Source organism: Streptomyces sp. NPDC060000, assembly GCF_042737375.1.
In the GTDB taxonomy this organism is placed as follows: domain Bacteria; phylum Actinomycetota; class Actinomycetes; order Streptomycetales; family Streptomycetaceae; genus Streptomyces.
Genome location: NZ_JBHWUU010000068.1, coordinates 20,350 through 36,565 on the forward strand (window position 1 = coordinate 20,350; position 16,216 = coordinate 36,565).

The 16,216-nt window shown below is 70.6% G+C and carries 16 protein-coding genes; 4 read left to right on the top strand and 12 right to left on the bottom strand.

Annotated elements, in window-relative coordinates; all coding sequences use genetic code 11:
- Positions 1 to 366: 366 nt before the first annotated feature.
- The 5 genes from cbiE to ACFWBB_RS30610 form a co-directional block, all read right to left on the bottom strand.
- A complete protein-coding gene (gene cbiE, locus ACFWBB_RS30590) occupies positions 367 to 1,590 on the bottom strand; it encodes a precorrin-6y C5,15-methyltransferase (decarboxylating) subunit CbiE (protein ID WP_385278745.1) in 1,224 nt (407 codons plus the stop codon).
- Positions 1,591 to 1,686: 96 nt separating this feature from the next.
- Positions 1,687 to 2,325, bottom strand: coding sequence for a GNAT family N-acetyltransferase (locus ACFWBB_RS30595; protein ID WP_385278747.1), 639 nt, complete (start codon positions 2,323 to 2,325; stop codon positions 1,687 to 1,689).
- 168 nt (positions 2,326 to 2,493) lie between these two features.
- The gene (locus tag ACFWBB_RS30600; protein ID WP_385278749.1) at positions 2,494 to 3,327 is read right to left on the bottom strand and encodes a MetQ/NlpA family ABC transporter substrate-binding protein; all 834 of its coding nucleotides are present in this window, start codon (positions 3,325 to 3,327) and stop codon (positions 2,494 to 2,496) included.
- A gap of 76 nt (positions 3,328 to 3,403) precedes the next feature.
- Positions 3,404 to 4,141: a methionine ABC transporter permease gene (locus ACFWBB_RS30605; protein WP_385278751.1), complete on the bottom strand. Its 738-nt coding sequence runs from the start codon at positions 4,139 to 4,141 to the stop codon at positions 3,404 to 3,406.
- A complete protein-coding gene (locus ACFWBB_RS30610) occupies positions 4,138 to 5,181 on the bottom strand; it encodes a methionine ABC transporter ATP-binding protein (RefSeq protein ID WP_385278753.1) in 1,044 nt (347 codons plus the stop codon). The genes ACFWBB_RS30605 and ACFWBB_RS30610 overlap by 4 nt, the downstream gene beginning before the upstream one ends.
- A 622-nt stretch (positions 5,182 to 5,803) precedes the next feature.
- Here ACFWBB_RS30610 and ACFWBB_RS30615 point away from each other — a divergent pair.
- Together ACFWBB_RS30615 and ACFWBB_RS30620 are read left to right on the top strand one after the other, a co-directional pair.
- Positions 5,804 to 6,163: a hypothetical protein gene (locus ACFWBB_RS30615; RefSeq protein ID WP_385278755.1), complete on the top strand. Its 360-nt coding sequence runs from the start codon at positions 5,804 to 5,806 to the stop codon at positions 6,161 to 6,163.
- 1 nt (position 6,164) lies between these two features.
- A complete protein-coding gene (locus tag ACFWBB_RS30620; RefSeq protein WP_385278757.1) occupies positions 6,165 to 6,581 on the top strand; it encodes a hypothetical protein in 417 nt (138 codons plus the stop codon).
- 59 nt (positions 6,582 to 6,640) lie between these two features.
- Here the strand turns inward: ACFWBB_RS30620 and ACFWBB_RS30625 are convergent, their stop codons facing one another.
- From ACFWBB_RS30625 to ACFWBB_RS30635, 3 genes are all read right to left on the bottom strand, one after another.
- Positions 6,641 to 7,138, bottom strand: coding sequence for a GNAT family N-acetyltransferase (locus ACFWBB_RS30625; protein WP_385278759.1), 498 nt, complete (start codon positions 7,136 to 7,138; stop codon positions 6,641 to 6,643).
- A 45-nt stretch (positions 7,139 to 7,183) separates the two neighbouring features.
- Positions 7,184 to 7,690, bottom strand: a complete 507-nt coding sequence (locus tag ACFWBB_RS30630) for an RNA polymerase sigma factor (protein ID WP_385278761.1) — start codon at positions 7,688 to 7,690, stop codon at positions 7,184 to 7,186.
- A gap of 67 nt (positions 7,691 to 7,757) precedes the next feature.
- Entirely contained in the window at positions 7,758 to 8,939 is a 1,182-nt protein-coding gene (locus ACFWBB_RS30635; RefSeq protein WP_385278763.1) for a glycerophosphodiester phosphodiesterase, read from the bottom strand.
- A gap of 372 nt (positions 8,940 to 9,311) precedes the next feature.
- Here ACFWBB_RS30635 and ACFWBB_RS30640 point away from each other — a divergent pair, with 372 nt between their 5' ends.
- The gene (locus ACFWBB_RS30640; RefSeq protein WP_385278824.1) at positions 9,312 to 9,983 is read left to right on the top strand and encodes a lysophospholipid acyltransferase family protein; all 672 of its coding nucleotides are present in this window, start codon (positions 9,312 to 9,314) and stop codon (positions 9,981 to 9,983) included.
- A gap of 151 nt (positions 9,984 to 10,134) precedes the next feature.
- Here ACFWBB_RS30640 and ACFWBB_RS30645 read toward each other — a convergent pair whose 3' ends face one another.
- The 4 genes from ACFWBB_RS30645 to argH form a co-directional block, all read right to left on the bottom strand.
- A complete protein-coding gene (locus ACFWBB_RS30645) occupies positions 10,135 to 11,658 on the bottom strand; it encodes an MFS transporter (RefSeq protein WP_385278765.1) in 1,524 nt (507 codons plus the stop codon).
- Complete coding sequence (locus tag ACFWBB_RS30650; RefSeq protein WP_385278767.1) at positions 11,655 to 12,290, bottom strand: TetR/AcrR family transcriptional regulator; 636 nt, start codon at positions 12,288 to 12,290, stop codon at positions 11,655 to 11,657. The genes ACFWBB_RS30645 and ACFWBB_RS30650 overlap by 4 nt, the downstream gene beginning before the upstream one ends.
- 81 nt (positions 12,291 to 12,371) lie before the next feature.
- Positions 12,372 to 13,343 carry an aldo/keto reductase gene (locus ACFWBB_RS30655; RefSeq protein ID WP_385278769.1) on the bottom strand — a complete coding sequence of 324 codons (972 nt, stop codon included), beginning with the start codon at positions 13,341 to 13,343 and terminating at the stop codon, positions 12,372 to 12,374.
- Between the two features lie 259 nt (positions 13,344 to 13,602).
- On the bottom strand, positions 13,603 to 15,036 hold the full coding sequence (gene argH, locus ACFWBB_RS30660) for an argininosuccinate lyase (protein ID WP_385278771.1): 1,434 nt from the start codon (positions 15,034 to 15,036) through the stop codon (positions 13,603 to 13,605).
- 213 nt (positions 15,037 to 15,249) lie between these two features.
- Here argH and ACFWBB_RS30665 point away from each other — a divergent pair, with 213 nt between their 5' ends.
- On the top strand, positions 15,250 to 16,116 hold the full coding sequence (locus tag ACFWBB_RS30665; RefSeq protein WP_385278773.1) for a hypothetical protein: 867 nt from the start codon (positions 15,250 to 15,252) through the stop codon (positions 16,114 to 16,116).
- Positions 16,117 to 16,216: the final 100 nt, after the last annotated feature.

Genomic DNA, 16,216 nt, shown 5'->3' on the forward strand with positions numbered 1-16,216 from the left:
CGCCCATCGGTTAGTGCTTCTACGACCAGCTCACCCGGAGCGGCGCACCGACCGCCCCCAGTGAAGAACGAGCGTCCATGCCCAGCGGCACGAACGACCCGCCCGAAAAAGCGACAAAGCCATTCAGTGGCATTGTCCCGGTCGTCGTCGCGTCGCGACAGCTTGATCCGCGACGCCCCGCTGTGGACTGCGCCACGTTGCGCGCCCTCCGGTTCTGCCGTACCACACCCACCCCAAAGGGATGCGTTTTCCGGACATTGATCGACGAAGTGCCGGGCGAACGGAAGCGGTACGACGATCGGCCAGCTTACCGCGCGCGGTACGACAACAGGATCACGGTCCCCTGTCCTTCGCCCGGCCGCGGCCTCAGCGGGGCGACGCGCTCCGCACGATTTCTCCGGTGAGAAGGAACGCGACGCTCCGTTCGCGCTCCGTCCAGGCCCGCGTGTCGAGTTCGACGGACTGGACGAGGGCGCACTCGACGCGGTAGCCGTGCTCGGACAGGTCACGGCCGACGAGTTCGGCGGCGTCGCGGGTCCCGGCGTGGGTGACGATGCGCTGCGGGCGGCGGTCGGCGACCGCGGAGACCACGGCCGCTCCCCCGCCGCCGACCCGGACGACGTCCGGTTCGGGCAGGTTCTCCAGGACGTGCGGGGCGTTCCCGTGGACGATCTGGAGCTGGACGCCGTAGCGGCGCGCGGAGCTGTCGGTGCGGGCGCACGCCTCGATGTCCCGGTCGACGGCGATGACGGCGGCGCCCGCCCGCGCCGCCTCGGTCGCGAACGCGCCGCTGGCGCAGCCGATGTCCCAGACGAGGTCGCCGACGCGCGGGCCGAGACGGGCGAGTTGGGCGGCGCGCAGCAGCTCGGCCTCCCCCTCGCCGAGTCCGCCGCCGTACGCCTCGGCGGGCAGCGCCCAGCCGCGCGGGCCGGCACCCGGGTCGCGGCCGGCGATCCAGCCGCTGTCTCCGGAGACGACCGGCCCGCTGGGACCGCCGATGACGATCACGACGTTCGGGTCGCGCCAGGTGTGGTCGGCGGCCTTGTCGGAGGTGACGACGCTGACCTGTTCGCGGGTGGTGCCGAGTTCCTCGCAGACGACGAACGTGCGGTGCACGCCGTCCATCAGCAGGCCGAGCTCGGCCGGGCCTGCCCCCGGTGAGGTGAGGACGGCGACCTTGGTGTGGGCACGGCACACGTTCACCGCGCGGCGCAGGGTGCGCCGGTGTGCGACGACCACGTGGGCGTCGTCCCAGGGCATGCCGGCCCGTGCGAAGGCGGCGGCGACGGCGGAGACGGCCGGGACGACCTCGACCTCCAGGCCGAACTCGGGTGCGCGCAGGGTGCGTACGACGCCGAAGAAGCCCGGGTCGCCGTCGGCCAGGACGACCGCGGTGCCGCGGTGGCCGGCGATGCGGCGGGCGGCGAGGGAGACACTGCCGAGCCGGACGCGTTCCGCCGCGGGCGGCACCTCGGGCAGCGCCAGATGGTGGGGGGCACCGGCCACCAGAGTGGCGGCGCCCAGGGCCGAGCGGGCCGCGGCGGTCAGCGGCGAACCGTCCCAGCCGATCACCGTGACGCGGTCGGCCATCGTCGTCAGTCTCCCCCGGGGTTCACGCAGGTAGCGGGCTCCGTGAGGGTACCCGGTGGGCGGGTCGCCGCAACGGCGGTGGCACCGGCCCGGGGGTCAGTTCCAGTCGGTGTACGACGTGAAACCGCCGCTCTCCGCGAAGTGCTCACCGGCGCCCTCCAGGTCCTCCGGGAGGAGACTCCACACGATGTAGTCGGTGCGCACCTCGGTCCAGCCGCCGTCCTCGGTGCGGGCGCGCGCTATGCAGGCACCCCGCAGCACGCCCTCGCTGATACAGCCGATCTTCTGCGCGACCTGCTGGGAGGCGGTGTTGTCGGCGGCCGTGCGCAGCTCGAGGCGCTCCAGCTTCTGGTCGTTGAAGAGCCATTGGGCGGTGGCCAGCGCCGCCTCGGAGGCGTAGCCCTCGCCGCGCGCCCAGGGCGCGACGATGTACGACAGCTCGGTGGAGCGGACGTGCCAGTTGGTCTTGGCGAGTTGGATGACGCCGACCAGCCGCTGGGTCAGGAACTCGGTGACGGCGAGGTCGAGGCCGCGGCCCTCGGTGCGTTCGGTGGGCGCGTACTCGGTGATCCAACGGCGGGCGGCGGCCTGGTCGTAGGGCTGGGGGACGGCGGTCCAGGCCGCGACCTGCTCGTCGTTCATCATGTCCGCCAGGGCGGGCACGTCGTCCTCGTCGAAGGGACGCAGCACCAACCGCTCCGTGCTGATGGAGATGTTGGGGAAGGTGCTCGTCATGCGCCGCTCCGTAACCTTCGAAACCTCGGGGTGTGCCCTGTCGGCCCGTCAGGGCCCGCTGAACTGCCCAGCATGCAGCATGTGAGCCGGAACCACACCACGGGGTCCGGACCGGATGGAGGTGCGGACCCCGTGTGCGGCCGCCGGTTCCCCGGTCGGCCGGTGAATTCAGAAGGAGGCGATGACGGAGCCGTCGTACTTGTCCTCGATGAACTTCTTGACCTCGGCGGAGGTGAGGAGCTTGGCCAGCTTCCTCACCCGAGGGTCGTCCTCGTCGCCGTCCTTGACGGCGAGGAAGTTGCCGTAAGGGTTGTCCGTGGCGGACTCCAGGACGAGGGCGTCCGACGCGGGCTTCAGGTCGGTCTCGATGGCGTAGTTGCCGTTGATCACGGCGGCGTCCACGTCGTCCAGGGAGCGCGGGGTCTGGGCCGCCTCCAGCTCCTTGAACTTGAGCTTCTTCGGGTTCCCGGTGATGTCCGAGGGGGTCGCGTCGTTGCCCACGCCGTCCTTGAGGGTGATGAGCTTGTTCGCGGCGAGCAGCTTCAGGGCGCGGGCCTCGTTGACGCTGTCGTTCGGGACGGCGATCGTGGCGCCGCTCTTCAGGGCGTCGGCGCTCTTGACCTTGTGGGAGTAGAGGCCGAGCGGCTCCAGGTGAACCGTGACGACGGGCACGATGTGGGTGCCGTTCTTCTTGTTGAAGTCGTCGAGGTACGGCTGGTTCTGGAAGTAGTTGGCGTCGACCGAGCCGTCCTCCGTCGCCGTGTTCGGCGTGACGTAGTCGGTGAACTCCTTGACCTCCAGGTCGAGTCCCGCCTTCTTCGCCAGCTTGTCCTTGACGAAGTTGAGGATCTCGGCGTGCGGGGTCGGGCTCGCGGCGACGACCAGCGGGCCGCTGGTGTCGGAAGCGGAGTCGGAGCCCTTGTCCGAACCGCAGGCGCCGAGTCCGAGGGTGAGGGCTCCGGCGGCGAGGACGGCAGTGGTGATCTTGGCAGTGTTACGCACGAAAAGTGCCTTTCCTGAGGGTGTTGCGGCCCCGCGTGGGGTGTGCGGGGAGTCGAGGGGGTGGCCCTGGGTGGGCTCAGGCGACCTTGCCGATGTCCGCGGCCGCCGGCTCCTTCGCCTTCAGAAGACGGAGCTTCGGCGCGGGGCCCGAACGGCCGTCGCGGCGGTGCAGGGAGCGGGCCGCGTAGTCGCCGGCGAACTGGATGAGCGAGATGACGACGGCGAGGATCGCCACCGTGATCCACATCAGCTCGGTCTCGAAGCGCTGGTAGCCGTAGCGGATGGCGATGTCGCCGAGACCGCCGGCGCCGACCGTGCCGGCCATGGCGGAGTAGCCGATGAGGGCGACGATCGTGGTCGTGGTGCTCGCGATGAGCGAGGGCAGGGACTCCGGGACCAGGACCTTGCGCACGATCGTCCAGGTGTTGCCACCCATCGCCTGCACGGCCTCGACGAGTCCGCCGTCCACTTCGCGGACAGCCGTCTCGACCAGGCGGGCGAAGAACGGGATGGCCCCGATGGCGAGCGGCACGATCGCGGCCTCGCGGCCGATGGTCGTCCCGGTGATCGTGCGGGTGAAGTTCATCAGCGCGACCATCAGGATGATGAACGGCAGCGAGCGGGCGACGTTCACGACCTGCCCGATCACCTTGTTGGCGACGAGGTTCTGCAACAGGCCGCCCCGGTCGGTCAGGACCAGCAGGACGCCCAGCGGAAGGCCGCCGACGACGGCGATCAGCGTGGACCAGCCGACCAGGTAGAGAGTGTCCCAACACGCCTGGGACAGGAGGGGCTGCATCTCGGACCAGGTCACTTGACACCCTCCTTCAGCAGCACGGACTCCTGGGCCGCGTGCTCCACGACGTCGATCTGCAGGCCCTGTTCACGCAGGAAGCCGATCGGTACGACGTTGTCCTCGTAGCGGCCGGGCAGTTCGATGCGCATACGGCCCACCTGGAGGCCGCCGACGGTGTCGATGGCGGCACCGAGAATCGAGATGTCGATGTTGTAGGTGCGCGACAGCTGGGAGATGACGGGGCGGGTGGCGGCCTCGCCGTGGAAGGTGACGTCGACGACGGTGCGGTCCTCGCCGGTGGCGTCGCCGCCGACCGGGAAGAGCGCGTCGGCCAGCTCGGAGCCGGGGGTCGCGAGCAGCTCGCCGACCGTGCCGGATTCGACGACCCGGCCGTTCTCCATCAGCGCGGCGGAGTCGCAGATCGACTTCACCACGTCCATCTCGTGGGTGATGAGCAGGACGGTCAGGCCCAGCTGCCGGTTCAGGTCGCGCAGCAGCTGGAGGATGGAGCGGGTGGTCTCCGGGTCGAGTGCGCTGGTGGCCTCGTCGGAGAGCAGCACCTTGGGGTCGCCGGCGAGTGCGCGGGCGATGCCGACGCGCTGCTTCTGTCCGCCGGAGAGCTGGGCCGGAAAGGACTTCGCCTTATCGGCGAGTCCGACCAGGTCGAGCAGCTCGAGCGCCTTGCGGGAACGTTCCCGCCCCGAGACGCCGAGGATCTCCAGGGGCAGTTCGACGTTGTCCTGCACGGTCCGGGAGGACAGCAGGTTGAAGTGCTGGAAAACCATACCGATCCGGCTGCGCGCCTGCCGCAGCTCCTTGCCGGCCCGGGGTCCGCGTCCGGCGAGCGCGGTGAGGTCCTGGCCGGCGACGGTGACCGTGCCGGCGGTGGGACGCTCCAGGAGGTTGATGCAGCGGATGAGCGAGGACTTGCCGGCGCCGGACTGGCCGATGACGCCGTACACCTCGCCTTCGCGGACGTGGAGATCGACGCCGTCGAGGGCGGTGACCTCACGGCCGCGTGAGCGGTAGACCTTGGTGAGGCCCGTGGTGGTGATCACGTGGAGTTCCGTCACTGTCGAGTGCGCGGGCGTGGGTGTGCCCGGGCGCACGGGTGCAGGCTGTCAGGGACGCGACACGGCTCTCGCTGTGGCGGGGAACCGGGGAGAAACATGTGCGCGGGGCGCGGCTTGTGTCACGTACGGCGGGCATGCGGCGTACGGACGTGCCACGGCGTCTCGCTTCGGGGCGCGAGCTCGGGGGTGGTGCGGGGGCCCTCTAGAAGGCGCACATTCGACACATACAACGAGCACCGGGCGTCAAGGTCGCCTCGGTCGCAGGGGTGCGGCTGCTCGTAGTGGTCATGAGCATCAGTAAAGCAGACGTACGGTCCTGGCCAAGACCTGGCTGTCCGGATGCCGGACAGCCGTGGACGGCTCCCGGGATGCCTCCGGCCGCGTGGGCAGATCCCCGCTCTCCCGTCCGTGACCGGTGCCGAAACGGTGGACGGGGCGGCCGGAGCCTTTGCGGCGAGGCCGGCACCGAGGCGGTGCACCCGGTCGGTTGTGGCCAACGCCACGGTCGCCGTACCGCGGGGACCCGGCGGTCCAGGGCCCGGCCGGGACCCGTGCCGGGGCACGGGCCCGCGCGCGGGCGCCGATTACGCCGTAATAAGGTCACTGCATGCTTGATGCCCTGACGGCGGCGACCGGCGTCGCCGCGTTGCTGCTCGCCGCCTGGTGCGGCTGGGCCGCCTACCGCGACCAGCCGACGAAGGACTGGCACTTCATCGGGATGGCCGTGGTGTCCCTGCTGGCCGTGGTCCAGCTGGTGGTCGGGATCGTGCAGCTGGCGCGGGGCGAGAAGCCTGAACAGGGCACGACGATCTTCGTGGCGTATCTGCTGGGGGCGTTCGCGTGCGTTCCGGCGGCGGGGTTCATGTCGCTGTCCGAGCGGACCCGCTGGGGTTCGGTGACGGCCGCCGCGGGCGGTGTGGTGCTCGCCGTGCTCGAGGTGCGGCTCTACGACATCTGGGGAGGCTGAGATGACCTCGGTGGACGACAGGCCGGACCGGCTCATCAGCGGGCCCGGGATCCTGCTGGTGTGGTTCTACGGCGTGATGGTGGTCGGGGCCGTGTCGCGGTCGGCGTACCAGATCGCGACCGAGTTCGACCGGGCGCCGCTGGCGTACGCGCTGTCGGCGGTGGCGGGCGTGGTGTATGGATTCATCACGTACTCGCTGGTGCGGGGCGGCGAGACCGCCCGCAGGGCGGCGCAGGTGTGCTGCGCCGCCGAGCTGGCGGGGGTGTTGATCGTGGGCACCTGGACCCTGGTGGAGCCGTCGGCCTTCCCGGACTCGACCGTGTGGTCGAAGTACGGGATGGGATACGTGTTCATCCCCGTACTGCTGCCGCTCTCGGCCCTGTACTGGCTGCGGAAGTCCCGTACCGCTACGCGGTAGCCGGCCCGCCGCGCCCTGGCCGGCCGCCGCGCCCTGGCCGACCGTTGCGCCCCCGACCGCTATGCCGTGGCCGCGTACTCCCCGGCCTGCTTCTCCAGGATGATCATCGGCACCCCGTCCGTCCCCTGCGAGGTGCCCACCGTCTCGTAGCCGACCCGGCGGTAGAGGCGGAGGTTGCCCTCGCTGCGGTGGCCGGTGAACAGACGGAACTTCTTGGCGCCGCGCTCCTCGGCCAGCGCCGACTCGGCCGCGCGGAGCAGCCTCGCGCCGATGCCGTGGCCCTGGAGGCGCGGGTGTACGCAGAGCTTCCCGATGGCGGCGGCGCCGTCCTCGGTGAGGTTGCCCCGTACCGAGCCGACCACCTCGTCGCCCAGGCGGGCCACGTAGACACAGTCGGCGGCGAGCTCCTGCCGGACCGAGTCGAGGCTCTGGACGAGCGGCGCGATCCGGTAGTTGGCGTACAGCGCGGCTTCACTCTGGAAGCACAGGTACTGCAATCTGAAGATCTGCTCGGCATCCTGCTCGGTCGCCACCGAGATGGTCACGCTCATGCCCATGTGCGCACGCCTCCCGCTCACCTGATCGCCTGTGGTCCCTCACTCCTATCCCCGCGCTTGGTGGGCCGCAACCTCCGGCGTCAGCAAACGCCGCAGACATCCCAGACATCTGGAACGTTCCGGTCCGAGACTGCCCTGTGAGATACCCAACTCCCCCGCGATCTCGCGGTAGGTGAGGTCCCGTGGCGAGAGGAGGGCCTGCAGAAGACGGGAGCAGCGGCCGGGCAGGCGGTGCACGGCCTCGCGCAGGGCGCGGCGCCGGGCGGCGGTGAGGGCGAGCTGCTCGGGGCCGCGGTCGGTGTCGTCGGCGGGGTCGCCGTCGTACGGCTGCTCGCGGCGGGTCGTACGCCGGGTGCGGCGGACCTCGGCGCGGACGGCCCTGCGCAGCCAGCCGTGGGGGTCGCGGGGCGGGCCGTCGGTGGCGAGACGCTCCAGCAGCCGGAGCCAGACCGCCTGTTCCAGGTCGCCGGGTTCGGTTCCGGTGGCATGGGCCTCGGCGGCGGCCTCCGCGGTGAGGAGCGGGCGCAGGGTGGTGAGCAGGTCGTGCGTCATGCGCCACACGATGCGGCCGCCCGGGCGGCTGGTTGCCCGGGCGGCCGACTGTCACTCCAACGGGGACTCAGCCGTTGACGAAGTCCGCGCGGGCCAGCAGTGCGGTGTCCGCATTGTCCGTGAAGACACCGTCGATGCCGGTCGCGAAGTAGGTGTGGAAGGCGCCGAAGGAGTCACCGTAGGCGTCCGCGTCCGTGCCCTTGCGGAAGCTCGTGGGCAGGAAGGGGTTCTCGTTGCGCATGGTGTAGGGGTGCAGGATCAGGCCGACCGCGTGGGCGTCCTTCACCAGGGTGGTCGGGGTGGTGAGGTTGCCGGCGGCGTCCTTCGGGATCACCAGATCGAGGGTCGGGCCGATGCCCTGGGCGTAGCCCGCGATCTCCCTGAGGCCCGCCCGCGTGATCAGGTCGGCGACCGTGCGCCGGTCGCCCGCCTCGACGAAGTCCCAGGGGCGCGAGGTCGCGCCGGACAACAGCACCACGAGGGGGTTGTCGACGAGCTTGTTCAGTCGCTGGATGCTGCTCGGTTCGAAGGACTGCACGATGACCGGCGAGTGCTTCTTGTCCTTGCCGTGCTTGTGCAGCAGCTTGGCGACCCGCTCCTCCAGTCCCAGCCCCAGCTTGCGGAAGTAGGTGGGGTGCTTGGTCTCGGGGTAGATCCAGACCTGCTTGCCGCGCTTGCGGGTCTGCTCGTCCTGCCATTTCAGGACTTCCTCGAAGGTGGGGATCTCCCAGCGGCCGTTGTAGAGCGTGTTGTGCGGGCGGTTGGCCGGGATGCGCTCGATCGCCCGCAGGGTCTTCAGCTCGGCGAGCGTGAAGTCCTCGGTGAACCAGCCGGTCGTGGAGACGCCGTCGAGGACCTTCGTCGTTTTGCGGGCGGCGAACTCCGGATGGTCGGCCACGTCCGTCGTGCCGCCGATCTCCGGCTCGTGACGGCACACCAGGTGGCCGTCCCTGGTGGGGACGAGGTCCCCCGCCTCGACGATGTCGGCGCCCAGGTCGAGGGCGAGCTGGTACGAGCCGAAGGTGTGCTCCGGCCGGTAGCCGCTGGCGCCGCGGTGACCGATGATCGTCGGCACCGGCAGGCTCTTCAGGCCCTTGCCGGAGCGGGACGACTCGGCGGCTCTCGCCGTGCCCGACAGACCGAGGACCGATCCGGTGGCACCGAGCACGGCCGCGCCGAGAAGCGCCCGCCGTCCGGTTCCGCCCGCGCCCGCCTGCTGGTTCGACTCCTGCGTGCCCTGCGTTCCCATGAGGGGTCTCCTGCCGTCGGCTCGTCCGTGCGCGCCGATCGTAGGGTCGTGGACATGACCGTCGGGAGACCTCGGCCCCAACACACGGGTTACGGCTGATGGCGCGTTCCGTACGAGTACGTGACGGACCGTCGGATTCGGCTGATTGGGTGGAGCCGACCGGGGAAGCCGGTCAGCGGAAGCTGAGAGCGATGCCGCCGCCGAACCTCGTTCCGACCGTGTGTCGGGCCCGCGACGGTACACCCGCGCAGGTAAACGTACGTCAACAGTACGTAAGACCTGGGTGACCCGATGTGCGTCACCCCCGGGCCCGCGAGTATCGTCCTCACCTGCACAGACTCATACCGTTTTCCCTTGACATCGGAGGGCTCGTTGTCCCGCTTCGCGCTCATCAAGGCAGTGCTCGGCCCGGTCATGCGCCTGATGTTCCGTCCTCGGGTCGAGGGCGCGGAGCACATTCCCGGCGACGGCCCCGTCATCCTGGCCGGCAACCACCTCACGTTCATCGACTCGATGATCCTGCCGCTCGTCTGCGACCGGCAGGTCTTCTTCATCGGCAAGGACGAGTACGTGACCGGCAAGAGCCTCAAGGGCCGGCTCATGGCCTGGTTCTTCATCGGGGTCGGCATGATCCCGGTCGACCGTGACGGCGGCCGCGGCGGTGTGGCGGCGCTGATGACCGGGCGCCGGGTGCTGGAGGAGGGGAAGGTCTTCGGGATCTACCCCGAGGGCACGCGGTCGCCCGACGGCCGGCTGTACCGGGGACGGACCGGTATCGCCCGGCTGACGCTGATGACCGGGGCGCCCGTCGTGCCGTTCGCGATGATCGGCACGGACAAGTTGCAGCCGGGCGGGGCGGGGATGCCCAGGCCGGGGCGGGTCACCGTCCGGTTCGGTGAGGCGATGGAGTTCTCCCGCTACGAGGGCATGGACCGCGACCGCTATGTGCTGCGGGCCGTGACGGACTCGGTGATGACCGAGGTCATGCTGTTGTCGGGTCAGGAGTACGTGGACATGTACGCCACCAAGGCGAAGGCCGCGTAACGCCTGCGGCGGGGTGCGTTGTCAGGTGCGGGTGCGTTGTGGCTGGTCGCGCGGTTCCCCGCGCCCCGGGGTTGCTCTCCCTGGGCCGGAGTTCTCCGGTCGCCGGCGGAGCCGCAGGTGGACACGGCCCCCCGTTCCTGGATCGCGCCCCCTACCCGGAGTTCTCCAGGCGCTGTCCCCTGAGCAGGAACCAGGCCGCCACCGCCGTGGCCAGCAGGACCGCGGCACCCACTCCGACCGCCACGCTCAGGCCGTCGACGAACGCCGCCCGGGCCGATGACAGCATGTCATCGGCCGCGGATGCCGGCATGTGCCCCGCAGCCTCCACCGCTCCGCCCAGTGACTCGCGGGCGCCCTGCGGTGTGCCCGCGGGGGCGGTGAAGTCGCGGTAGACGCCCGTCACGATCGAGCCGAGTACGGCGATGCCCAGGGCGGCGCCCAGTTCGTACGCTGTTTCGGAGACCGCGGACGCGGCGCCTGCCTGGTCCTTCGGTACGGAGCTCAGGATGACGTCCGAGGTCACCGTGAAGGAGAAGCCGGCGCCCACGCCGACGACCAGGAGGGCGGCTCCCAGCAGCGGGTAACCCGTCGACTGGGTGATCGTCGTCAGGAACGCCAGCGCCAGGCCGATCGCCGCGAGACCGCCGGAGACGACAGTCCGTACCGAGAAGCGGCGGGCCGCCCGGCCCGCGAGCAGGCCGGCCGCCACCGCGCCGACGGCGGCGGGCAGTTCCGCCAGACCGGCCTCGAACGGACTTCTGCCCTGGACGAGTTGCAGGTACTGGGAGAGGAAGAACACCAGGCCGGACAGGCCCAGGATGGTCAGCAGGTCGGCCAGGACCGCACCGCTGAAGCCGCGGTCGCGGAACAGCCGCATGTCCAGCAGGGGGGCCGGCAGGGTCAGCTGGCGGCGGACGAAGCCGTACAGCGCGGCCGCCCCGAGCAGGCCCGTGCCGAGCGAGGCACCGGTGAAGCCGTGTGTGGCGGCCTCCTTGACGGCGTAGACGATGCCGATCATGCCGGCCAGGGACAGCAGCACGCTCGGCAGGTCCCACGGGCCGGGGCGCGGGGAGCGGGACTCGGGGAGCGTCCTGATACCGACGACGACCAGGACGACCATCACGGGCAGGTTGATGAGGAAGACCGAGCCCCACCAGAAGTGCTCGAGGAGGAAGCCGCCCACGATCGGTCCGACCGCGGTGCCCGCGGAGGCCGTCGCACCCCAGATGCCGACCGCCAGGCTGCGTTCGCGCGGGTCGTGGAAGAGGTTGCGGATCAGGGCGAGGGTGGCGGGCATCAGGGTCGCGCCGGCGACGCCGAGCAGGGCCCGGGCCGCGATCAGCAGCTCCGGGCTCGTAGCGTAGGCGTTGAGGACCGATATCAGCCCGAACGCGGTGGCGCCCACGAGCAGGATCCGCTTGCGGCCGACGCGGTCGCCGAGGCTGCCCATGGAGACGAGCAGGCCGGCGATGACGAAGGAGTAGACGTCGCCGATCCAGAGGAGCTGGGTGCCGGAGGGCTCGAGGTCCTCGCTGATGTAGGGGGTCGCGAGACCGAGGACGGTCGCGTCGACGGCCACCAGCAGCACGGCGAGCACGAGGACGGAGAGCGCGAGCCAACGGTCCGGGCGCTTCACCGCCTCGGTCGTGACCGCCGGCCGCAGGGTGCTGGTCATGATTCCTCTCCCGGTGTTGCGGGATGTCGTGATGTGGGATTGCCTGATGCGGGACTGCGTGAGGCGGGGTTCTCCGGCACCTGGGGCGCGGGCGGTCGCAGCGCGCCGCCGAGCAGCAGCTCGGTGATCATGTGCTGGAAGTCCTTGGGGGCGCCCTTGCCGCTCTGCACCATCCAGGCGCCGGAGGCGAGCAGGCCGAACAGCGCCTCGGTGAGCCAGGCGGGTGTGAGGTCGATACGGAACTCGCCGCCGAGCTGTCCGCGTCGGAAGAGCCCGGAGATCCGGTCGTCGATCCGGGTCCAGCCCTGGTTCTGCTCCTCGCCCTCGAACAGCTGGTTCTCGGTGTACAGGAAGGCGAGCAGGCCGGCGGCAGGTTCGATCCGCTGGACGAGTCGGCGTACGGCGTCGGGTGCCGGCCCCTCGTCCAGCCGCGCCGCGTCCAGGGCGGTCTCGCACTCCGCGATACCGAGGGCCTCAAGGGCACGGACGAGCGCGTCACGCCCCGCGAAGTGACGGTGCAGGGTGGCCCGGCTGATCCCGGCCGCCTTGGCGACCTCGTCCATCGTCGCGGTGGATTTGCGGGCCAGCAGGGCCGCGGCACCGCGCAGCACGTGATCACGATCGACAGTCATGAGACAAGAGTAACCCATGTGAGACATTGATGTCTCATTCTGGGCATGTGCGGCTCACGCTTGCCGGTCGCACGGGACCTCTCAGTGCCAGGGCAGGCTGCCGCGCTTCTCCCAGTACGCCCGCGGGTCCTCCGCCAGCCCGGACAGCCGCTCCACCTGGTCGTCGTCGAGGTCCACGGCCGCCGCGTGCAGGTTGGAGGAGAGCTGGGCGGCGGTCGCCGCGCCGGAGAGGACGACGCCGGCCCAGGGCTGCCGCAGGATCAGGGCGAGGGCGACCGCGTCGCAGCCGAGGTACGTCTCATCCGCCACGGCCTTCAGGGCGTCCGGCGCATGGGGCTGCGCGAGGCGCCCGTTGGCCATGCCCTCCTTGACGATCACGGTGAGCCCGGCGTCATGGGCCTCGGCGAGGGCGGGACCGGCCGAGGGCTCCAGCGCGTTGTACGTCGACTGGACGGTACGGAAGAGGCCCTCGCCGTCGACCGTCACGGCGAGGGCGGCCCGGATCGCGGCGGCCTGGGCGGGGCCGCTGGTGGAGAACCCGACCGTGAGGCCCTGCCCGGCAGCTTCGGCCAGCCTGGCGTGGAGTTCCTTGTCGGTGAGGGCGGGGCTGTCCGGGGTCACCGAGTGGATCTGGTAGAGGTCGAGCCGGTCGCCGAGCAGGTCCGCCGTCTCGGCGCGCTGACGCTCGTACGTCGCCAGACCGTGGTCCTTGACCTCGTGCCGCTCCGCGTCCGTGGTCCAGTCGGCGGTGTAGGTGTAGCCCCACTTGCTGCCCACCACGATGTCGTCGACGTCGGGCCTGGCCTTCAGCCAGCCGGCGAGGAACTCCTCGGAGCGGCCGTAGGAGCGGGCCGCGTCGAAGTAGCGGACGCCCTGGGCGTAGGCGGCGTCGAGGAGTTCGTGGGTACGGGCGCGCAGCGTCTCCACGCTGCGGTCCGCTCCGAGGTCGTGGTCGCGGCCGAGGTTGATGTAGCCGGGGCGGCCGACGGCGGCGAGGCCGAGTCCGAGGTGGCAGGTGGGGGTTGTCGCTGAGGCCAGTCGGGCGAAGGGCATCGCGGGCTCCGTTGGTCGACTCCGGTACGGCTTCGACCAACGTAACCCGCGACGCCCTTCCACTCCCGCCTCGGGGCTCGGCTCACCCGTGTCATGTGTCCCGGTGCTTCGGCGAGTACGGATACGGCGCGGCGTGTCGCGCGGTTCCCCGCACCCTGAAGGACGCACCCCTGAGGGACGCGCCCCTGAAGGACGCGCCCTTCGAGGACCCGCCGCCCAAGTGCGCGCCCCCGAGCGGGCGTTCCTTCTACCGCTTGTCCTACCGCTTGTCCTTGGCCGTCGCCCACTCGTGCTGGGCCGCCACGTTCCGCTTCACCTCGGTGAGCTGGACGGCGACCGCGCTGGGCGCCGTGCCGCCGCGGCCGTCGCGGGAGGCGAGAGCGCCGGGGACGTTGAGGACGGAGCGCACCTGGGGGGTGAGATGGGCGGAGATCTTCGCGAACTGTTCGTCGGTGAGGCCGTCGAGCTCCTTGCCGTCGGCCTCGGCGACCTTGACGCACTCGCCGGCGACCTCGTGCGCGACCCGGAACGGCACGCCCTGCTTGACCAGCCACTCGGCGATGTCGGTGGCGAGCGAGAACCCGGCCGGGGCCAGCTCCTCCATGCGCTCGCGGTGGACGGTGAGGGTGGCGACCATGCCGGTGAAGGCGGGGAGCAGGACCTCGAGCTGGTCGCAGGAGTCGAAGACCGGCTCCTTGTCCTCCTGGAGGTCGCGGTTGTACGCGAGCGGAAGGGCCTTGAGGGTCGCCATGAGGCCGGTCAGGTTGCCGATCAGGCGGCCCGACTTGCCGCGCGCCAGCTCCGCGATGTCGGGGTTCTTCTTCTGCGGCATGATCGACGAGCCCGTGGAGAACGCGTCGTGCAGCGTGACGAAGGAGAACTCCTTCGTGTTCCAGATGATGATCTCCTCGGAGATCCGGGAGAGGTTCACACCGATCATCGCGGTGATGAAGGCGAACTCGGCGACGAAGTCGCGCGACGCCGTGCCGTCGATGGAGTTGCCGACGCTGCCGTGCTCGAAGCCGAGGTCCTTCGCCACGGCCTCCGGGTCCAGGCCGAGAGAGGAGCCCGCCAGGGCACCGGAGCCGTACGGCGAGACGGCCGTGCGCTCGTCCCACTGGCGCAGGCGCTCCGCGTCCCGGGACAGCGACTGCACGTGCGCGAGGACATGGTGGGCGAAGAGCACCGGCTGGGCGTGCTGGAGGTGGGTGCGGCCCGGCATCGCCACGTCGGGGTGGGCCTCGGCCAGGCCGATCAGGGCGTCCTGGAGCTCGGCGATCAGACCGCCGATGATCCGGGCGTGGTCGCGCAGGTACATCCGGAACAGGGTGGCGACCTGGTCGTTGCGGGAGCGGCCCGCGCGCAGCTTGCCGCCCAGGTCGGCGCCGAGGCGCTCCAGGAGGCCGCGCTCCAGGGCGGTGTGGACGTCCTCGTCGGCGATGGTGCCCACGAAGGAACCGTCGGCGACGTCCGCCTCGAGCCGGTCGAGGCCCGCGATCATCCGGGTGAGCTCGTCCTCGGTCAGCAGGCCCGCCTTGTGCAGCACGCGCGCGTGGGCACGCGAACCGGCGATGTCGTAGGGCGCGAGCCGCCAGTCGAAGTGGACGGAGGCGGACAGCTTCGCCAGGGCCTCGGCGGGACCGTCGGCGAATCGTCCGCCCCAGAGCCGTACGTCACCGCTGTTGCTGCTCACTTGCGTTGCTCCTCACGACTGCGCTCAACGTCATGCATGAGTATGCAGCGCTCTGCATGAATCGTCAATTCGGCTCCCCCTGGCGTGGTCCGGTTCCCGGTTCCGAGAAGTTTTTGAAGGGAGTTTTGAACAACGGCAACCGCTTACCCGTACTCACGGCTGACGCAGGCGCCGCGTCCGTCAACCCACTCCTGACCCAAGTGAGGCATCGCCATGTCCAGGGCTCTTCCCAAGCACAACAAGCGTCGCGTGGTGATCATCGGCGGCGCCGCCGCTCTGGCCCTGACAGGTGCGGTGGTCGTGAACTCCGCCCTCGCCGGGGAGCCGTCCAAGAGCGGCACCACCAACGCCCAGACGCTCGCCAGCCCCGGCACCATCTCGTGCCCGGACGTGGCCTCCCAGCTTCCCGCGATTCCCGCCACCGCGCAGGCCGAGGTGGACCGTAACCTCGCACTGCTCCAGACGCAGATCGCGGAGGCCAACAAGCGGCTGGTCGACACCGTGGGCCAGGGCGGCGCCAACTTCGTGCAGAACGCGATCCTCGGCCCGCTGAAGGACAAGCGCGTGTCCACGATCGACCGCATCGCCATCTCGATCGGCCGCAAGGGCACCAAGCCGCAGGGCCTCGACGCGCTGGCGCCCTGCGCCCTCAACGGCGCGGCGAACACCGGCGGCACGGCCGCCCCGGCGACCGGGAACACGGGCAACACCGGTAACAACGCGAACACCGGCAACAACAACGCCGGGAACACGGGCAACACCGGGAACACGGGCAACGCCGGCGCCGTCGGTACGATCACCTGCCCGGACGTCGCCTCGCAGCTTCCCGCAGTCCCCGCCACCGCCAAGGCTGAGGTCGACCGCAACCTGGCACTGCTCCAGACGCAGATCAACGAGGCCAACACCCGCCTCCAGAACACGGTCGGCCAGGGCGGCGCCAACTTCGTGCAGAACGCGATCCTCGGCCCGCTGAAGGACAAGCGCGTGTCCACGATCGACCGCATCGCCATCTCGATCGGCCGCAAGGGCACCAAGCCGCAGGGCCTCGACGCGCTGGCCGCCTGCACGTTGAACAAGTGACATGACAGGCACGGTGGCCGCCCCGAGAACTGCCGACCGGGGCGGCCACCGCCGCGTCCACCGCCGCGTCCACGAGGGGAATCCGGTATTTCCTTAGACA

What these genes read in the sequence shown, in the direction of transcription:
- cbiE (WP_385278745.1), bottom strand. Translation starts at nt 1,590, where the DNA reads ATGGCCGACCGCGTCACGGTGATCGGCTGGGACGGTTCGCCGCTGACC.
- ACFWBB_RS30595 (WP_385278747.1), bottom strand. Translation starts at nt 2,325, where the DNA reads ATGACGAGCACCTTCCCCAACATCTCCATCAGCACGGAGCGGTTGGTG.
- ACFWBB_RS30615 (WP_385278755.1), top strand. Translation starts at nt 5,804, where the DNA reads ATGCTTGATGCCCTGACGGCGGCGACCGGCGTCGCCGCGTTGCTGCTC.
- ACFWBB_RS30620 (WP_385278757.1), top strand. Translation starts at nt 6,165, where the DNA reads ATGACCTCGGTGGACGACAGGCCGGACCGGCTCATCAGCGGGCCCGGG.
- ACFWBB_RS30625 (WP_385278759.1), bottom strand. Translation starts at nt 7,138, where the DNA reads ATGGGCATGAGCGTGACCATCTCGGTGGCGACCGAGCAGGATGCCGAG.
- ACFWBB_RS30630 (WP_385278761.1), bottom strand. Translation starts at nt 7,690, where the DNA reads ATGACGCACGACCTGCTCACCACCCTGCGCCCGCTCCTCACCGCGGAG.
- ACFWBB_RS30635 (WP_385278763.1), bottom strand. Translation starts at nt 8,939, where the DNA reads ATGGGAACGCAGGGCACGCAGGAGTCGAACCAGCAGGCGGGCGCGGGC.
- ACFWBB_RS30645 (WP_385278765.1), bottom strand. Translation starts at nt 11,658, where the DNA reads ATGACCAGCACCCTGCGGCCGGCGGTCACGACCGAGGCGGTGAAGCGC.
- ACFWBB_RS30650 (WP_385278767.1), bottom strand. Translation starts at nt 12,290, where the DNA reads ATGACTGTCGATCGTGATCACGTGCTGCGCGGTGCCGCGGCCCTGCTG.
- ACFWBB_RS30655 (WP_385278769.1), bottom strand. Translation starts at nt 13,343, where the DNA reads ATGCCCTTCGCCCGACTGGCCTCAGCGACAACCCCCACCTGCCACCTC.
- ACFWBB_RS30665 (WP_385278773.1), top strand. Translation starts at nt 15,250, where the DNA reads ATGTCCAGGGCTCTTCCCAAGCACAACAAGCGTCGCGTGGTGATCATC.